The organism is Corynebacterium sp. PCR 32, from assembly GCF_037464985.1.
GTDB lineage: Bacteria > Actinomycetota > Actinomycetes > Mycobacteriales > Mycobacteriaceae > Corynebacterium > Corynebacterium kroppenstedtii_D.
Genome location: NZ_JBAHVL010000001.1, coordinates 86338 through 103871, shown reverse-complemented (window position 1 = coordinate 103871; position 17534 = coordinate 86338). Strand labels below are relative to the sequence as shown.

At 60.2% G+C, this 17534-nt stretch carries 17 protein-coding genes and 2 riboswitches; of the genes, 8 read left to right on the top strand and 9 right to left on the bottom strand.

The window, feature by feature from the left end; all coding sequences use genetic code 11:
- The first annotated feature begins 12 nt into the window (after positions 1-12).
- Together V5S80_RS00385 and V5S80_RS00380 are read left to right on the top strand one after the other, a co-directional pair.
- A complete protein-coding gene (locus tag V5S80_RS00385; RefSeq protein ID WP_395168790.1) occupies positions 13-987 on the top strand; it encodes an L-lactate dehydrogenase in 975 nt (324 codons plus the stop codon).
- Entirely contained in the window at positions 984-1460 is a 477-nt protein-coding gene (locus V5S80_RS00380) for a GNAT family N-acetyltransferase (RefSeq protein ID WP_395168789.1), read from the top strand. The genes V5S80_RS00385 and V5S80_RS00380 overlap by 4 nt, the downstream gene beginning before the upstream one ends.
- A gap of 89 nt (positions 1461-1549) precedes the next feature.
- On the opposite strand, the gene V5S80_RS00375 is transcribed toward V5S80_RS00380, so the two are convergent.
- Positions 1550-2701: a hydroxymethylpyrimidine/phosphomethylpyrimidine kinase gene (locus V5S80_RS00375; protein ID WP_395168788.1), complete on the bottom strand. Its 1152-nt coding sequence runs from the start codon at positions 2699-2701 to the stop codon at positions 1550-1552.
- Positions 2702-2791: 90 nt separating this feature from the next.
- On the opposite strand from V5S80_RS00375, the gene V5S80_RS00370 reads away from it, so the two are divergent.
- From V5S80_RS00370 to V5S80_RS00345, 6 genes are all read left to right on the top strand, one after another.
- Positions 2792-3688, top strand: coding sequence for an ABC transporter ATP-binding protein (locus V5S80_RS00370; RefSeq protein ID WP_395168787.1), 897 nt, complete (start codon positions 2792-2794; stop codon positions 3686-3688).
- Between the two features lie 59 nt (positions 3689-3747).
- Positions 3748-4557 (top strand): hypothetical protein, encoded by an 810-nt coding sequence (locus tag V5S80_RS00365; protein WP_395168786.1) that lies wholly within the window; start codon positions 3748-3750, stop codon positions 4555-4557.
- Between the two features lie 82 nt (positions 4558-4639).
- Positions 4640-5779 (top strand): sensor histidine kinase, encoded by a 1140-nt coding sequence (locus V5S80_RS00360; protein WP_395168785.1) that lies wholly within the window; start codon positions 4640-4642, stop codon positions 5777-5779.
- Positions 5776-6432: a DNA-binding response regulator gene (locus V5S80_RS00355; RefSeq protein WP_395168784.1), complete on the top strand. Its 657-nt coding sequence runs from the start codon at positions 5776-5778 to the stop codon at positions 6430-6432. Before V5S80_RS00360 ends, V5S80_RS00355 begins: the two co-directional genes overlap by 4 nt.
- 73 nt (positions 6433-6505) lie before the next feature.
- A riboswitch (TPP riboswitch) is annotated at positions 6506-6615 on the top strand.
- Entirely contained in the window at positions 6613-8553 is a 1941-nt protein-coding gene (gene thiC / locus V5S80_RS00350) for a phosphomethylpyrimidine synthase ThiC (RefSeq protein WP_395168783.1), read from the top strand. It overlaps the preceding riboswitch by 3 nt.
- A gap of 45 nt (positions 8554-8598) precedes the next feature.
- Positions 8599-9261 carry a thiamine phosphate synthase gene (locus V5S80_RS00345; RefSeq protein WP_395168782.1) on the top strand — a complete coding sequence of 221 codons (663 nt, stop codon included), beginning with the start codon at positions 8599-8601 and terminating at the stop codon, positions 9259-9261.
- A gap of 46 nt (positions 9262-9307) precedes the next feature.
- On the opposite strand, the gene V5S80_RS00340 is transcribed toward V5S80_RS00345, so the two are convergent.
- The 8 genes from V5S80_RS00340 to purT form a co-directional block, all read right to left on the bottom strand.
- A complete protein-coding gene (locus tag V5S80_RS00340) occupies positions 9308-10765 on the bottom strand; it encodes an ABC transporter ATP-binding protein (protein WP_395168781.1) in 1458 nt (485 codons plus the stop codon).
- Positions 10762-11478 (bottom strand): energy-coupling factor transporter transmembrane component T family protein, encoded by a 717-nt coding sequence (locus V5S80_RS00335; RefSeq protein ID WP_395168780.1) that lies wholly within the window; start codon positions 11476-11478, stop codon positions 10762-10764. The genes V5S80_RS00340 and V5S80_RS00335 overlap by 4 nt, the downstream gene beginning before the upstream one ends.
- Positions 11475-12089, bottom strand: a complete 615-nt coding sequence (locus tag V5S80_RS00330; protein ID WP_395168779.1) for an MptD family putative ECF transporter S component — start codon at positions 12087-12089, stop codon at positions 11475-11477. The genes V5S80_RS00335 and V5S80_RS00330 overlap by 4 nt, the downstream gene beginning before the upstream one ends.
- Positions 12090-12327: 238 nt before the next feature.
- On the bottom strand, positions 12328-13674 hold the full coding sequence (locus V5S80_RS00325) for a ThiF family adenylyltransferase (RefSeq protein ID WP_395168778.1): 1347 nt from the start codon (positions 13672-13674) through the stop codon (positions 12328-12330).
- Complete coding sequence (locus V5S80_RS00320; RefSeq protein ID WP_395168777.1) at positions 13661-14485, bottom strand: thiazole synthase; 825 nt, start codon at positions 14483-14485, stop codon at positions 13661-13663. Before V5S80_RS00320 ends, V5S80_RS00325 begins: the two co-directional genes overlap by 14 nt.
- 3 nt (positions 14486-14488) lie before the next feature.
- Positions 14489-14845, bottom strand: coding sequence for a sulfur carrier protein ThiS (gene thiS, locus V5S80_RS00315; protein WP_395168776.1), 357 nt, complete (start codon positions 14843-14845; stop codon positions 14489-14491).
- Positions 14846-14894: 49 nt separating this feature from the next.
- Entirely contained in the window at positions 14895-16100 is a 1206-nt protein-coding gene (thiO, locus tag V5S80_RS00310) for a glycine oxidase ThiO (RefSeq protein ID WP_395168775.1), read from the bottom strand.
- A riboswitch (TPP riboswitch) is annotated at positions 16091-16201 on the bottom strand. Its footprint overlaps the gene before it by 10 nt.
- Before the next feature lie 74 nt (positions 16202-16275).
- A complete protein-coding gene (gene purT / locus V5S80_RS00305) occupies positions 16276-17529 on the bottom strand; it encodes a formate-dependent phosphoribosylglycinamide formyltransferase (protein WP_395168774.1) in 1254 nt (417 codons plus the stop codon).
- Between the last annotated feature and the right edge of the window lie 5 nt (positions 17530-17534).

Below are 17534 nucleotides of genomic sequence, written 5' to 3'. Positions count from 1 at the left end.
ACTGTGATAACCATGCACTCAACGAAACTAGTAGTAGTAGGCCTCGGCCACGTGGGAAGATCAGTCGTCACCGTCGCCATGACATCAGGCCTCTACTCTGAGATCGCCGTCATCGATGCACGCGACGGACGAGCTCGCGGCGAAAGCCTCGATCACGCTCAATCCACAGGCGTCCCCGGAACAACACATACCCACATCCACGAGGGCACCTACGACGACGTCCTCGACGCAGACATCATCATCTGCGCAGCAGGAACATCAATCACCCCCAACCCCGACCGCCCCGACTACGTACCACCCCGTTCCCTCCTCGCCCAAGAGGGCGCCCGCGCTGCCCGTGACCTCATGGCAAACATAACTGAGCGGACACACGAACCAGTCATCATCTTCATCACCAACCCACTCGATGCCGTCGTCCACGTCGCATCAACCGAGTTTGACTACCCTGCCTCGAAAATACTCGGAACCGGCACCATGCTCGATTCCGCACGACTACGGTGGATCATCGCCCAAGAACTAGACATCGACCCCACATCCATCACCGGCTACATGATGGGCGAACATGGCAGCACCGCCGTCCCGATTCTCTCCACCCTCAACGTCCAAGGCATGCGGTGGGCCGACCTGGAACGCTGGAGTGGAAAACCCCTCCCCTCCCGCGACGACATCGCACAACGCGTCGTCGATTCCGCCTACGACGTATTCTTCGCCAAAGGCTGGACCGACGCCGGCGTCGCCAGATCCGCACACCTCCTCGCTAAAACCATTCTTCTCAACGAACGCTCCGTACACCCCGTATGCTCACGCCTTGACAACGAATATGGCCTCGGCGATATTTCGATGTCAATACCCGCCGTCCTCGGAGCCGAAGGCATAATCCGACGCCTTCCCCCCGTTATCGACGCATGGGAACAGGAAAAGATGGAAGAATCCGCAGCCTCCATCCGCTCCGTCTACGCAGCAACCATCACCACGGAGGAATCATGAGCGTCTACATCACCGGCAAGCGACTCATGGACATGACTGCCGCACACGTTCACGAACTATACAAAATGCGCGTCACCATCTTCGTCCATGAACAACAAAGCCCCTACCAGGAAATCGACGACACCGACATTCACCCGGGCACACAACACATCCTGGCCTATGAGACCGACGGAGGCGCCCGCCTCATCGGCACCGCCCGCGTCTTCGGCAACCCCACTCAGGCACAGCACATCGGACGTGTATGCGTCGCCGCACACGCCCGAGGACAGGGGATCGCAAGCCAAATCCTCGACAAAGCGCTAGAGGTATGCAAAGAGCGCGCCGCTGGTGTCGACCCCACCACAGGCGCACGGATCGAACTCGCCGCACAGTCATACCTCGTCAGTTGGTACGAACAATTCGGATTCGTCGTCGACGGAGACGAATTCGACGACACCGGAATCCCCCACACACCCATGGTCATGCGGATCTAACCCCTCGATGAGACCACCCCACCCCGGTGCCAGGCACCCCGCGCGCCTAGGGCATAGACCCCCGACGAGATAACCACCATCTCACCACATCACGGGCACCGGGCAGCCCAAAAATGATCCACAGGGGCGTTCCCCGCCCCATGCACCGGATCCACCACACCACCACCCTGCCGACGACGAAGCCCAAGAGCACAGTCAAGCGCATCCGCAGCACCCAACGCTCGGCACGTCCACGCTGCCGCATCCTCAACAACAGAGCGCCAGTCACACACGAACGCCACATCCCCGTGCGGAGCACTCACCATACTGTGCCCTGGCCCCGCCACCTCAGCGTCAACCCCATCCTTCTCAGGCCCACAGACACTGCGCGCAGCACACACAGCAATAGCTGAACTCAACGTACACCCCGTCCCATGCGTATTCGCGGTATCCACCCGATCATGACTCACCACCACCACGTCACCACGTTGTGCCACCACGTCCATGATCATGACACCATCGTCAACGAACCCATTGTCCGGGCCACCAGTGGCCACAACGACGGTCCCCAACTCTGTCGACAAGGCAGCAGCAGCCTCAGCACGCGCAGACAATAACAACTCTGAACCGGGCCCCATCCCTGGACTCTGCGTCACTACACCATCAGCGGGGGCACCGCGACCCGGCGGCACGACCGCGGCGCCACCATCACCCCGCAACACTGCCGGCACAGCGACGCCCACCATGTCACACAGATCAACAAGCTCACGACCATTGGGTGTCACCACATCGGCACGACGAGCGAGATCCACAAAACCGCTCGTCACCTCGGAATCCGCGTCAACCAACGAACTACCACTGGAGGCAACCATCACCGGATCCCACACCACCGGCACACCCGGTGGAAACAACCCAAGCGTGCGGGTAATGGTCTTTGCACATGAGGAACTCCCCACCATGCCGATCTTGACCGCGTCAATCGGGTAATCCTCCGCAACCGACCTGATCTGCTGGGCAACGACACCCGGACTCATGTACTCCACGGCATCGACCCCCCGGGTGTTCTGCGCCGTCACCGCAGTAAGAGCAACACACCCATATCCGCCCAGCGCACAAATCGTTTTCATGTCCGCTTGAATACCAGCCCCGCCCGACGAATCCGACCCGGCAATCGTGAGAACAACGGGGATCGGCGCCACATGAACAGACGCACACGACGATGAAAGGGACCGCCCTGAGTGAGATGACAATGAAGAGACCATGCCTACACCGTAAAACGACGACCCGACACAGCACGGACAACATGACAAATGACACTAGCGACGGCCCACCCCCTCCGATGTACTGAAACCATGACCACCACAACCCCCGCCATTGACGTACGCGGTGTCAGCCAACGCTTCGGACGAACCACAGCTATCAATGACCTCTCATTAACCATCGACACCGGCGACATCGTCGCACTTCTCGGCCCGAACGGTGCTGGAAAATCCACACTCGTTGATCTCATTGTCGGACTCAACCAACCAACCCGCGGAACCATTTCCATCCACGGAATCAACCCCACCGACGCCATCAAAAGGGGAATCATCGGCGCCGCACTCCAAGATGGCGGCATGCTCGGCAGCCTCACCGTCGGAGACCTCGTGGACACCCTCGCATCCATCCACCCCGTACGAATCGACACCACAGCCGTCCTCCAGCAGGCTGGCCTGAACACCATGAAAAAAAAGAAAGTGGCACAACTCTCCGGTGGCCAACGACAACGAATCCGCCTAGCACTAGCCACAATGGGCGAGCCACGCATCCTCCTTCTCGATGAACCCACTACCGGCCTCGACATCACCGCCCGCGCCGAGTTCTGGCACACCGTACACACCATGGCTAACAACGGAATAACTATCCTGTTCGCCACGCACGACCTCACCGAAGCTGAACGCTACGCCGGCCGCGTCATCATCATGAACGCCGGACAGATCGTCGCCGATGGAACCCCCGAACAACTCACCTCACAATACCCGACCATCATCCGGGCGTCCCTCGCACACACCCCGTCCTCCAACATCGACAGCCACATCACCGCGCTCCTCGCACCCGACGACACCTACGAAAGGCACGGCAACGACGTCCTCATTCACACCGTTCACCCCGATCACGTCCTACTCCACACACTCAGCGATGGTCTCCTCACCCGCCCCACAGTGAACCATGCCGAACTAGAGGAAGTATGTGGCAACCTCACCCGGTAGCCACGCCCACACCAGCACCCGCACCTATCCCTACACCTAGCATATTTACGGAGAAACCCATGACATCAACCACCACTACCGGATCAACCACCACCACATCCACCGTCGCCACACTCACCTACACGTGGCACTATTTCTTCAGTCTGCTCCGACGCCCCGACACTGTCATGTTCTGCCTGGGCCTGCCCACCGCGCTGTTCCTCATGTTCGGAACAGCAACACAAAACTCACATTCTGTTCTCGAAGCAGGGACCGTATCCGCCTTCGTCATGACCGGAATGGGCCTCTACGGTGGCGCCATCGCCATGACATCCATCGCCGGTGCCGCAGCGCATCACCGGCAACAAGGGTGGAACCGACAACTCCACCTCGCCGGCTTAACAACAACACAATCTGTCATCGGCACGATTATCGCCATGTTCGCGTTCGCAGCACTCCCCATCATCGTGCTATTCACCGTGGCAGGCACCACCGGCACACACTTTGATCACCCCTGGCAATGGGCCACCACCGGCATCCTGTCATGGTGTTCCACACTCCCCTTCACACTGTACGGACTGGCCGCCGCACTATGGCTCCGCTCAGAATCAGCCACCGGCATCGCCGCCGGCTCCCTCGTCATCCTCGCCTTCTTCGGCGGTGTCTTCATGCCCTTGAGCGGAACACTATTCGACCTCTCACGATTCACCCCGTTCTATGGGCCCGTCACCATCGCCCACTGGCCCCACATGACCGGGCATTACTATGCCGCCGATGGACACCTTGTCACCACCGAATCGTTCGCCTTCGCCCTCACCGCAACACTGGCATGGACAATAATGTTCGCCACCGTATGCGTCATCGGGGCACGACAATCCACCCAGCGATAGTCCCAGTGCGTACAACCCCCGCTACATTAGGACACCAAACCAGGATGAGAACCAACGACCACCAACCCCACCGACGGAGACCATGACATCACGACATCACCGCACATGGCGCAATGAGAGCTTGCTCTACCCCGCATTGTGGCTTCTCTACCTAGGATTTCCTCTCACCACCGCACTCACCTCCCCCGCCAGCACCCCAGCCCGCCTCGGCACCATCATTGTCATTCTCCTCTTCGCCACGACATACCTGGCCATCTACTGGTTCGCCACCTTCTTTCGAACCGGCCATCACAATCTGAGATTGTGGGCAGCAACGGCGGTTCTCACCGCCCTCACCGCCGCAGCATGCCCCGTCATCGGCATCGTCGCCGTGTGTTTTGCCCCGTACTTCTGCGCACTCTGGATATTCATCCGCTCCGGCCGACGCGGCACCATCACAGGAATTCTCACGTCGATCATGATCGGCGCCCTCATCATTGTCAGCTCCAAAGACCTACAAACATACCTTTTCCCAGCGATGACCAGCATAGGAATAACCGTCATGATCATCGTCGGGATTGGCATCGCCACAGAGAACAGAGAGCGCCGCCGTGACCTTGAGTACAGGCTCGACCACGCCCGCCAACGCGAAGCCATCGCCACCACCATGCACGATGTACTCAGCCACAGCCTCACCGTCATCGCAGTCAAAGCACAACTCGCATCCCGGTTGGCCGCCGCCGACCCCACCACCGCAAGCACACACATCGACGACATCTACAACCTCTCCCACTCCGCACTCAACGACATGCGAGCCGCCCTCGACGAACTCTCCCCACCCTCACTACACGACGCCATCAACGAATCACGAGCAGTCTGCACTTCCGCCGGTATCACCATGACAGCCACCACCGACACCACCATCCCACCCGCCACCGGCGCCCTCTACGCCGCAATCATCACAGAAGCAACCACCAACATCCTCCGCCACTCCCACGCGACAACCGCATCCATCACCGCAACACCCGACAGCCTCACCATCACCGACAACGGCGACGGTTTCGACAGCACACACCCCACCCACGGAGGCCACGGGATCAACGGCATGACACGCCGCGCACAGAACAACAACGCATCAGCCACTATCTACTCACGCCCACATGAAGGAACCACCGTCGTCATCACCATGACACCAGACACAACACCACCGACCACCCACATCACACCGGACAAACAACCATGACCACCACGAACACCACACACACCGCCACGACGGATCCAGATTCGGCCAATCCCATCCGCGTGTTTTTAGCCGATGACCAATCACTCATCCTCGGAGCCCTCGCGTCACTGCTGACCTTGGAGGCTGACCTCACCGTCGTTGGCACCGCCACCGACGCCACCCATCTCACGGAAAAAATCGCTAATAGCAAGGCCGATGTCGCCCTCATTGACATTGACATGCCCGGCATCGACGGCATCACCGCAACCGCCACCCTCACCCAGAACACCGGCTGCCGAGTCATCATCGTGACAACCTTCGGCCGGCCCGGATACCTGCAACGCGCACTCGACGCTGGCGCCCGTGGCTTCGTCGTCAAAGACTCCCCCGTTGACACACTAACCACCGCAATACGTGACGTCTATGCTGGAAAAACAGCCGTCCCCCTCGCACTCCACGACACTGTCCGCCGCACAGGAGATAACCCCCTCACCGAACGTGAACGCGACGTCCTCCGCGAAGCACTCACCGGTGCACCCATCGCGCACATCGCCACCACACTGTTCCTCTCCCCAGGCACTGTGCGCAACCACATCTCCCGCGCCATCGCCAAAACACACACCACCACACGAACCGAGGCAGCCACCATCGCCCGCAATGCCGGCTGGCTGTAAGACACACTCCACCCCCATCGCAACGATTTGCCACAATCATCATGACCATGCCAACCCGTCGCCTACACTTGTTCGCGAACCCCACGGGAGCCCACGGCACGGGCTGAGAGGGAGCTACTGCCGCTCCGACCGTCCGAACCTGTCCGGATCATACCGGCGAAGGAAGAGAGGACCTGAGGCATGTCTGCGCCCACCAACCACCCACCCCGCCCCCACACCATCCACGGCGAGAACCATCCCAAACACCGCGAACGCTTCATTGAGCACAACGGGATCCGCGTACCCTACACCGAAGTCACACTCGATGACTCCCCCACCGGCCCCAACGACCCTGCCCGCATCTACCGCACCATGGGCCCCGACACCGAGCCCACCCGCGGGCTCCCCGACATGCGCACCCCCTGGATTGCCAGCCGCAACGACACCACCACCTACCAGGCACGTGGCAAAAAGCTGGACGACGACGGCCGATCAGCCGTCAAACGTGGCGCCTCCTCCCAAGAATGGCAAGGCACCACACGCCAACCACTCCGCGCCCGCGACGGCCACTGCGTCACCCACATGCACTACGCACGTCGCGGCATAATTACGCCCGAGATGACATACATTGCCGTGCGGGAACAATGCGACCCTGAACTCGTCCGCGCCGAGGTTGCCGCCGGGCGTGCGATCATCCCGGCGAATGTGAACCACCCGGAGTCGGAGCCGATGATCATCGGCCGGCGCTTTCTTACCAAGGTGAACGCCAACATTGGTAACTCGGCGGTGACATCATCCATCAATGAGGAAGTGGAGAAACTGCGGTGGGCGACGAAGTGGGGTGCAGATACCGTCATGGATCTCTCCACCGGTGACGACATCCACACCACCCGCGAATGGATCATCCGCAACTCGCCAGTGCCAATTGGCACGGTGCCGATTTATCAAGCTTTAGAGAAAGTCAACGGTGAAGCAGCCGCCCTGACCTGGGAAATCTTCCGAGACACTGTGATTGAGCAGGCAGAGCAAGGTGTTGACTACATGACCATTCACGCCGGCGTGCGGCTGCCGTACGTCCCGCTCACCGCCGATCGCGTGACCGGGATTGTCTCACGCGGCGGATCCATCATGGCCGGGTGGTGTCTCGCCCACCACAAAGAAAACTTCCTCTACGAACACTACGACGAACTCTGCGACATCTTTGCCCGCTACGACATCGCCTTCTCCCTCGGCGATGGTCTCCGCCCCGGCTCCATTGCCGACGCTAACGACAAAGCACAATTCGCCGAGTTGCGCACCCTCGCCGAACTCACTCGCCGCGCCTGGGAACACGACGTGCAGGTGATGGTGGAAGGCCCCGGCCACATTCCACTCAACCTCGTCGAGGAGAATATTCGTCTCGAACAAGACTGGTGCAATGGTGCCCCTTTCTACACTCTCGGCCCACTGGTCACCGACATCGCCCCAGGCTACGACCACATCACCTCTGCCATCGGCGCAGCCACCATCGCCATGGGCGGCACGGCCATGCTGTGCTACGTCACCCCCAAAGAACACCTCGGTCTCCCCAACCGTGACGATGTCAAAACCGGCGTCATTACCTATAAGATTGCCGCACACGCCGCCGACGTCGCGAAAGGACACCCCGGCGCGCAAGCATGGGATGATGCCATGAGCAAAGCCCGATTTGAGTTCCGCTGGGAGGATCAATTTGCCTTGTCACTTGATCCGGAGACAGCACAGGCGTACCACGACGAAACACTGCCCGCGGAGCCCGCGAAAACCGCGCATTTTTGTTCCATGTGCGGTCCTAAGTTCTGCTCCATGCGGATTAGCCAGGATATTCGCGACACCTACGGTGAGACGATGCTCGGTATGCCGGAGGTGGGTGCCCCTACAGAAACCGTAGCAATCGTCACTCCATCCTCGGGTGTGGGCTCCGCGCCTGGCGCCTCCGGATCAGGTGCGGGTGGCCGTGCCGCCCAGGTGGATGCCGAGGCTGGCATGGCAACAATGGCCGAAGAATTCCGCGCTCACGGCTCCCAGCTCTACATGCACCACTCCACAGCAGCAGACGCTACCCAGGACATCGACCATGGCCTCACCACAGTGCCCCCACAGACGCAACACCACACCAACTGACAGCCCCACCAGTGAGAAATCCACCAGGAATGAGGCGGAGGAGTCATGCGATACCCCGAGACAGATTTCCGTATCTACCTGGTCACATCCGGGACAGACGACCACACTATCGACACGGCCGCATCCGTCGCAGCGGCGGGTGCTGGCGTCGTGCAAGTTCGTGCAAAGGAGCTCCCGACGCGTGACCTCCTCGGCCTGGTCACCGCCTGCGCTACCGCTGTTCAGCGCGCGAACCCCACCACAAAGGTCGTCGTCGATGACCGCGCAGACGTTGCCTACGCCGCCCGGCTCGCTGGCGCACCAGTCCACGGTGTACACCTGGGCCAGGACGACCTTCCCGCAGAGGCTGCCCGCGCCATGCTGGGTTCCGACGCACTCATCGGCCTCACGACAGGCACGCTGCCTCTGGTCCACAAGGCGGAGGAGGTTCACCGCGCACAGCCCGGTGTCCTTGACTACATTGGCGCAGGCCCCTTCCGCCCCACCCCAACAAAAACATCCGGGCGTGAACCCCTCGGTGTCGACGGCTACCGCACGCTGGTGGCGGCAACATCACTGCCCATTATCGCCATTGGCGATATCACCCCCGATGACGTTGAAGCCCTGAGCGCCACGGGCATTGCTGGCTGTGCCATGGTGCGAGCACTCATGCACGCTGAGAACCCTGGCGAAACCACCCGGCGGGCGCTCGCACACTTCCACTGTTGACCAACCAGGGTTGGTTGACCCCTCACCTCGGCCCCGCTGCGGCTGGTCAGTCACATGCTGGTGAGAGGGGGATCTCGAAGTCTCCCACCGTGTCAACCAATTCGCGGTCATGCGTGACCACGAGTACGACAGCACCCCGATCTGCACATCGGCGAATGACGCCCGCCATCGCTTCCATCGAGTGGAAATCCAAGCCAGATGTCGGTTCATCAAAAATGATGATGTCAGCCATGTGCCCGTCACCATCATCAACAACGGCAGTAGCCACGGCGAGACGCTGCCGCTGTCCACCAGACAAGCTCAGTGGATGACGACCTTCCATCCCGTCGAGCCCCAATTCCGCTAATACACCATGAGCCTCCGCATCACAGGGGTGTGAACGCCCCACGTACAGTTCTTCCCAGACGGTGGTCCCAAATAGTTGCCGGTTGACATCCTGCATGACGACAGCACACTGGCGCCGCCGCTGCCGAGTCGACATGGTGGTCCCATCCAAAACGACATCCCCGTGACAGCGGAAGAGGCCAGATAGCGCCTGCACCAAGGTTGTTTTTCCCACGCCATTCGGTCCGGTGACGCAGGTGACTGCTCCGCGTGGCGCCGAAGCAGCGTCGATGGTCCACAATGGTCGGCCGTCGCGGGTGGCAGACACGCCACGCAGGTGCAAGCCACCGCGTGTTCCTACGTCTTGGCATGGTGGGCGTGGCGAATGTTCTGGCGCATGGAGGCTGCGTAGTCCGGCATCGCGGCGTTGCTTGTCGCTCATTGCCCAGAACTGTTCGGCCGAACGGTCCGCCACCACCGTACCGTGGCGAAGCTCCACGATACGGTCAGCTAACCCCTCCAGGTAGTACAGTTTGTGCTCGGCGATCACGATGGTCGCGCCCGCTGCTTTCAGGCGTGCAATGGCTTCTGCGACGGCCTGTGTTGAGGCATCATCGAGGTTGGCTGTCGGCTCGTCGAGGAGAATCACTGAGGGGTTCGCGACGAGCGCTGATGCTATCGCGACACGTTGTCTCTCACCACCGGACAATTCCGCCATACGGCGATGACGCAGATCCGCCAGGCCAAGCAGGCTGGTGGCATCATCGATACGCCGGAGAATCTCATCACGCGGGATCCCCTGGTTTGCCGCGCCAAACGCGATTTCGGACATGACGTCGGTCGCGAAGAACTGTGTCCTCGGATTCTGGAACACTGTCGCTGTCGTGCAGCCTACATCAGTGATGTCCACATCCGACGGAATGATGCCGTTCACTGAGACGTCGCCGTCGATCACGGCCGGGCGAATATGAGGAATTAATCCGTTAATCGTGCTGATCAGTGATGTTTTCCCCGATCCGGAACCACCCGTGATGACAACAGTCTCACCCGCGGTGATTGTTAATGTGACATCGTCGAGGAGTGTGACATCGTCGGTGTCAATGGCGCCAGGATCTGCCGAATCAACGTCGTCCACCATCATGGTCTCGACGGTCACAGTAAGGCCGTTAATAGTGATCATCCCAGTTGCTCCATGACCCCAAGCGCCACCACCAAAACGACGATCGTGATGGCAACGACATCAATAGCTTTCAGGTGAAGCTGAACCACCGACGTCGGTTGACGCTGCGCACCTAAACCACGCAGTAGCGCAGATGCAGCGAGTTCATCCCCCGTCCGCAATGATGACGCAATCAACGGCAACACACCATGACGGAGTGCCATCACTGGGTGGATGAACACCGCTACACTGGAGGACACGACGCCGCGGAGAATGAGGTTGTCGCGAATCGTGCGGACATCGTCGACGACGACTGGAAAGAACCGAACGGCGACCATCGCTGGAACTGCCACAATTCGAGGTACTCTCGCCCACGCCAACGTTGCTTGCAGAGCACCGGTCGTGATGCCACGCGTCACTGCCCACGCGATGACGCCGACAAGAGCCAACCGGTAGGTGAATCCCACTGCGAACATCAACAATGAGACGGTTTCTGCGGCAGGGCCATCGAGAGTGGGAAGGAGTATGTGCCCGACTGCGACCATCGCTGCCTGAATCAGGAGAACAATGACAGCTTTCACCGGCCGCAACGACGCTAATAAACAGAGCAGCGCGATGCCGGTGGCCGTGTACTCCATGAGTTCGCTGCCAACGCTTAAGAGCACGACATCCGTCATAGCAACGCCGATGAGCCCCACACGGGGATCCAGCGTATCGATCGGTGCTGTCCTCACAGCCCTGCCCGGGAGAAGTATGTCCGAACCAACCGCTGGCCCAACCATCCACCGATCAATCCAGCAATGAAGCACCCGGCACCGATGCCGAACACCATCGGTGCCGAGAAGAAATCACTAAATGACTGTGCCCAGTGGGCATCAGCCTGTTTGGTGTACATCTCAATGAGTTGATGGCGCATGAACAGGAGTGGGAAAATTCCACTCATCGGGTACAGGGCAAAGAATGCGTAGCCCAGGATGTTGCGGTTTCGATGAGCAAATGTGCCACTGGTCACGATGATGTCCGCAATAAGACCACACGCAAGTGCTAAAGGAATGCCGATCGGGTGGTGCCCCATGAGGACGAGAACCACGGAGATGAGAAGGGTCATCGACGTGATGAGGCCGAAGTGGTGGATACGACGGAGAAACAGCATGAACGGAATGCCGTTAATGATGACGGCGACAACCCCGCCGAACGGTTGAACCTCTGGCCCCAACACGCCGATGATGTTGCACAACGTGTGAATGACCAGGATGATCACTGTGAAGATACCGACAGCGACAAGTTCGCTTCCGGTCGACGCCTTCTTGTTCGGCGTCGTGGCAGCCGATTTCTTTGTCGACATTCCGCACCTACCTAATTTCTTGTCTTATATAGATATGTAGAGATGATGAGTGTGAGAAATAGGCGGCGTCACTCACCATGGGGAAGAAAGGTGTACCTCCCCCCATACGGAGTATCTCGGTTGGTCAGCGGCCGGTTCCCGCTATTTCTCCCGCTCTGAGAACCTCAAAGTGAGCTGAGAATACGCTTAGATCATAAAGTTAACTGGTGTCGTTTTTCAACAGGATTGATAACGATATCTATTTAGCGGCCGCAATCCCACCCTCGAGGGAATACACCGGAACGATCAACGTCTCCCGCAACGCAGCCGCAGCCTGCTGACTGCGTACTCCACGAGCGCAGTACACCACCACCGCCGTCGCCGAATCAGGAATCTGCACTGCCGCTGCATCCGCCATCACCTGCCCCACGGGCACATGAATGTCGCGCGGACCAGACGCCTCAGGTGTCGCTCCGCCCGCTGTGACACGGCCATCGAGGGTGATCCGCTCAATGAGGCGTTCGTAATCGTCGCGGACATCAACGAGAACATGGGTCTCGTTGGCGAGAAACGCAGGAAGGTCCGAGGGGGCCATCGACCACGCCAGAGCCGCCTGGCCCGCCGGGCGAGAGGAGGGAGTGGCCGATGCGGCGTGGCTGGGGTCTCCCGGCACCCTCGCGGTGTCTACAGCATCCCCCGACCCAGGGCTGCACAAATGCGGCAGATTGTGGGATGTTTCACGTGAAGCGTCACCCACGGATGAAGCACTCGAACCACAAATCGCCGACGCAGGGTCACGCGACGGATCACGGCGCAGACGCAGCGTCCGCGTCGTCGATGTCAACGCGTGATATGTAAGTACACGACCGACGAGCGGCTCACCCAGCCCCCCCAGCACTTTCAACGCCTCCGTGGCCATCAGATTGCCAACAACCGCCGTCGTTGCCCCCAACACACCAGCCTCTGCACACGTCACAACGGGTTTTAATGGAGGCCCGTTAAAAAGATCACGAAGACCAGGCCCGCGCGGCGACCAAAACACTGACACATGCCCCTCATAGCGCAACACAGCGCCCCACACCAACGGAGTGCCTGTTATCTCAGCAGCATCGGCAGCGACAAAACGCGTCGCAAAGTTGTCGCTCCCATCAATGAGAATGTCATGATCACGACACAGCTGCTCGGCATTACCAGCATCAAAACGTCCTGCCGCAGCCACCGTGATCGACGGGTTCATCGCCTCCATGCGCTCACGAGCAACCACCACTTTCGCACGGCCGACATCCTGGACGCCAAAAAGAGTCTGACGCTGGAGATTAGTGAGCTCAACGGTGTCATCGTCACACACAGTGATGCGACCATTGGTCCCGACGCCCGCCGCGGCCAGCGCAGACAACAGGGGCGACCCCAACCCGCCCGCACCAATCACGCACACACGCGCCGCGGCAAAACGCTGTTGGACACACTGGTCAAACAACGCCAGATGCCGGGCGGTACGCACTTGCTCCTCATACGGAAGTGGTTCCAAACGATCGTCCGGGATCAGGTGCGGATACGCGGTGGTCACGCGCCCATCACTGGAGGGTCCGCCACTAGATGACAGCATCGGCCCACGCCCTCCCTTCCAGTGGTGAGGACGCCACCGCATGCTGACGCGTCGGAATCCGCCCCGCCCGGCGCGCCCAGTACCCCGCGCGAACACCATTGGCCATCGCCACCGCCATCGCCTCCGGGTCGCGGCTGCGCGTCACTGAGCTCGCCACGAGCACTGCGGAGCAGCCAAGCTCCAGTGCTAACGCCGCCTCCGAAGCCGTCCCCACTCCGGCATCCAACACCACCGGGACATCACCAGCCTCCGTCACAATCATCTCGATATTGTGAGGGTTGAGAATCCCCAGTCCTGTACCAATCGGCGCCCCGCCTGGCATCACAGCGGCCACGCCCGTGTTCACCAGCCTTCGCGCCACGATGGGATCATCATTCGTGTAGGACAACACATGGAATCCCTCATTGACCAGCTGCTCCGCGGCGTCGACAAGTTCAACGCTATCGGGGAGCAGGGTGTCATCATCGGCAACAACCTCCAGTTTCACCCAGTCAGTGCCGAGGGCCTCCCGCGCCATCTTCGCTGTCAACACTGCCTCACGGGCCGTTTGACACCCGGCAGTGTTGGGAAGAATGTGAACATTGTGGCGCCGCAGCATGCCAAACACGTCCACTGCTCCCGCGCGGTATCGACGCATCGCCACCGTCGCCACATTACTTCCCGACGCCACCAGCGCCTTTTCCATAATGTCCAACGACGTCATCCCTCCCGTGCCGAGGAACAGACGTGAGGTGAGATCACGGCCAGCCAGCGTCCAGTGATCTGAGTCCGTACTCGTGCAGGGGTGATTCGGCGCTCCAGTATTGTCCATTGTTTACCCTCCTTGAACTGCGGTGAGAATCTCAATGCGGTCACCGTCTCTCACTGTGCTGGTACGCCAGGTTGATGCGGGGACAATCTCGTCATTAACAGCGACGGCATAGCCGTCGACACCATCTCCTGCGGCATGGGTGTCAGCGGTAGGCTGTGCCCCGATACCGGCGGTGGAATCAACCGTAGAATCGACCACCGTGAGGTCAGCGTTCTCACCATCGACTGATATGGCCGCCACCAATCGTGCGACAGTCAATCCGGCGACTGCCTGACACTGGTCACCGTTCACTTCAATCGTGATTGATGGATGATCTGGACCACCTGATATGTGACCTAGAGAACATGGGGTATCTGTCATCATTTCCTCAGCTTTCTCACTGCGACCTGCAAAAGAGAGTCATCACTTGTCACGCGTCCCGATAAATATCCGTCACGGAGACAATGTCGCGCACGGTCAGCTCCGGGGGATCGTCATCATCTGCGCGAGCCAACAACTCATCGGAACAGTCCAACCGCCGCACCATATCCGCGCCTGTCACATCATCTAATCCACCCCCAGCAGAGGCCACAGCGAGTGCCGCACCGACCCGCGCTCCCATTGCGGTAAGCACAATCCCATGACGGGAATAGCCCGTGGACACCACAGCACCGGTGGCGTGGTCGAGACCAATGTAGGGGCAATCATCCGGTGTGCCCGGCCGAGCACCCGCCGTCACCCCTTCCACAGAACACTCGCGAATACCGGGGCACATCGTGGCCGCATCGCGGAGAAGATCAAGCACCCCACCAGCGAGCGGCGCATCCCGGTCATCCTCGCGACTCGTCGCCCCCAGAACGAGGCCACCATCAACACGGGGAACCAGGTACACCGGCCGGCCGCGGACATAGCCGCGGATCACCGATGTCACCAACGGATCAAGCTCCGATGGAACACGCAGCCGGAGGATGTCACCCCACACCGAACGAAGCTGCAGATACGGGAAAAAATCAGCAGCGCCGACACCATTGGCCACCACGGTGGTGGCTCTCCCCCGACACCCGGCCCCCATGTCGGCCGGAACAGCTGCGCGGTTCACCCACTCCACCTCACGATTCCGTAGCGCTTCCATGAGGAGCCGGCCGAACACGCGGGGGTCGACCTGGTGATCGCCCGGGATATACACCGCGCCCGACAGCTGTGGACTCAATGCCGGCTCCGCTGTCCGCAGTTCGCGGACACTCACCCGGTTCGCAGCCATGCCGAACGACGCTTGGTAATCCCGCGTCTGCTCAAGGTGGAGTCGATCTGCCGAATCAACAGCAACAACATAGGTGCCGTCGCGCCGGAAACCAGTCACCCGCGGGTCGTCTGCGTCACCACCAGCAGCCCGGGCAACACGACGAACCAGGCTGGGGTACCACACCGCAGATTGACGCATCAGCGGCAGCAACGCATCCTGTTGATATTGCATCTCCGCAGCTGGGGCGAGCATACCGGCCGCATGATAACTTGCCCCCGATAAGGGTGAGGGATCCATCACCACCACCGAGCACCCCTCATCAAGCTCGGTCAATTCAAACGCAGTCGCCAGCCCCACAAGGCCAGCACCAATCACAGTGAAACGACGGGACAACGGTCCTTCCCTCCGGCGGCATCACCCGCATCAGGTTCACGGTCGGCGGCAACGCTCCGCCCTCTCAGCCCACGCATCACGGGGCTCCCGTAGGTCAATGTCGAATTGTGTCTCTACTCCACCAACAATAAGCCGGCCCACACCCCACCGGCGACACGTCTCCCCTCAATGCAGGTTATTCAGGGGACTGTCCCACCACCGGCTGGCCACGCCGCCACTCACCACCGGGCACAACAGGATGAATCAACGACGCTGCCGTCGTCGCCCGCGACCGTGCTGTCTCAATATCCTCCGCAGTGGCAAACACCACCCCCATCCGTCGATGAGGAAAAGCCTCCGGCTTACCGAAAACACGCACATCAGTCTCCGGCACAGCCAGCGCCTCACGAACCCCCGAGAACGCGACACCTGCGGCCTCCACGCCCCCGTACACCACAGCAGACGCCCCCGGTGACACTAACGTCACATCAACCGGCAACCCCAGAATTGCCCGTGCATGCAGATCAAACTCCGACAACCGCTGCGTACCCATCGTCACCATACCCGTGTCATGCGGACGCGGACTGACCTCAGAGAAGTACACGTCATCGCCCTTCACAAACAATTCGACACCAAACACACCACGACCACCCAACGCATTCGTCACACGCGCCGCAATCGACTGCGCGTTCTCCGCCGCCGCAGCACTCATCGGCGCAGGCTGCCATGACTCCACATAATCCCCAGAATGCTGACGATGCCCCACCGGCTCACAGAACCACGTCGCCACTTTCCCCGTCGATGGATCCAATGACCGCACGGTCAACAACGTGATCTCATAATCAAAATCCACAAACTGCTCAACAATGACCCGCGCCTGATTCACCCGGGCACCACTCATCGCATGATCCCACGCCTCATCACAATCCCCCGGGCCCCGGAGAACACTCTGCCCCTTGCCCGACGAACTCATCACCGGCTTCACCACACACGGAAAACCCATCGCACGCACAGCGTCGTCAAACTCATCACGCGTCGACGCAAAAGCATACCCACTCGTCGGCAAGCCAAGCTCCTCGCCCGCCACACGACGAATCTCCTCACGATTCATCGTCACACGCGTCGCCGTTGCCGTCGGAATAACCGTGTATTCCGACTCCAAATCCAACAGGGCATCCGTCGCGATCGCCTCAATCTCCGGAACAATGTAATGCGGGCGCACCTCATCAACAAGGTTCTTCACCGCATCCGGATCCGTCATATCAAGAACGTAATGATACTGCGCAACATGATGCGCAGGAGCACCGTCATACCGATCAACTGCATGAACTTCCACCCCCAAACGCTGCAACGCTATGGCGACCTCTTTGCCCAGTTCACCAGAACCGAGCAACATCACCTTGGTTGCGCTAGGGGACAGGGGCGTTCCAATTGCATCTGGCGTGTACACGCTGG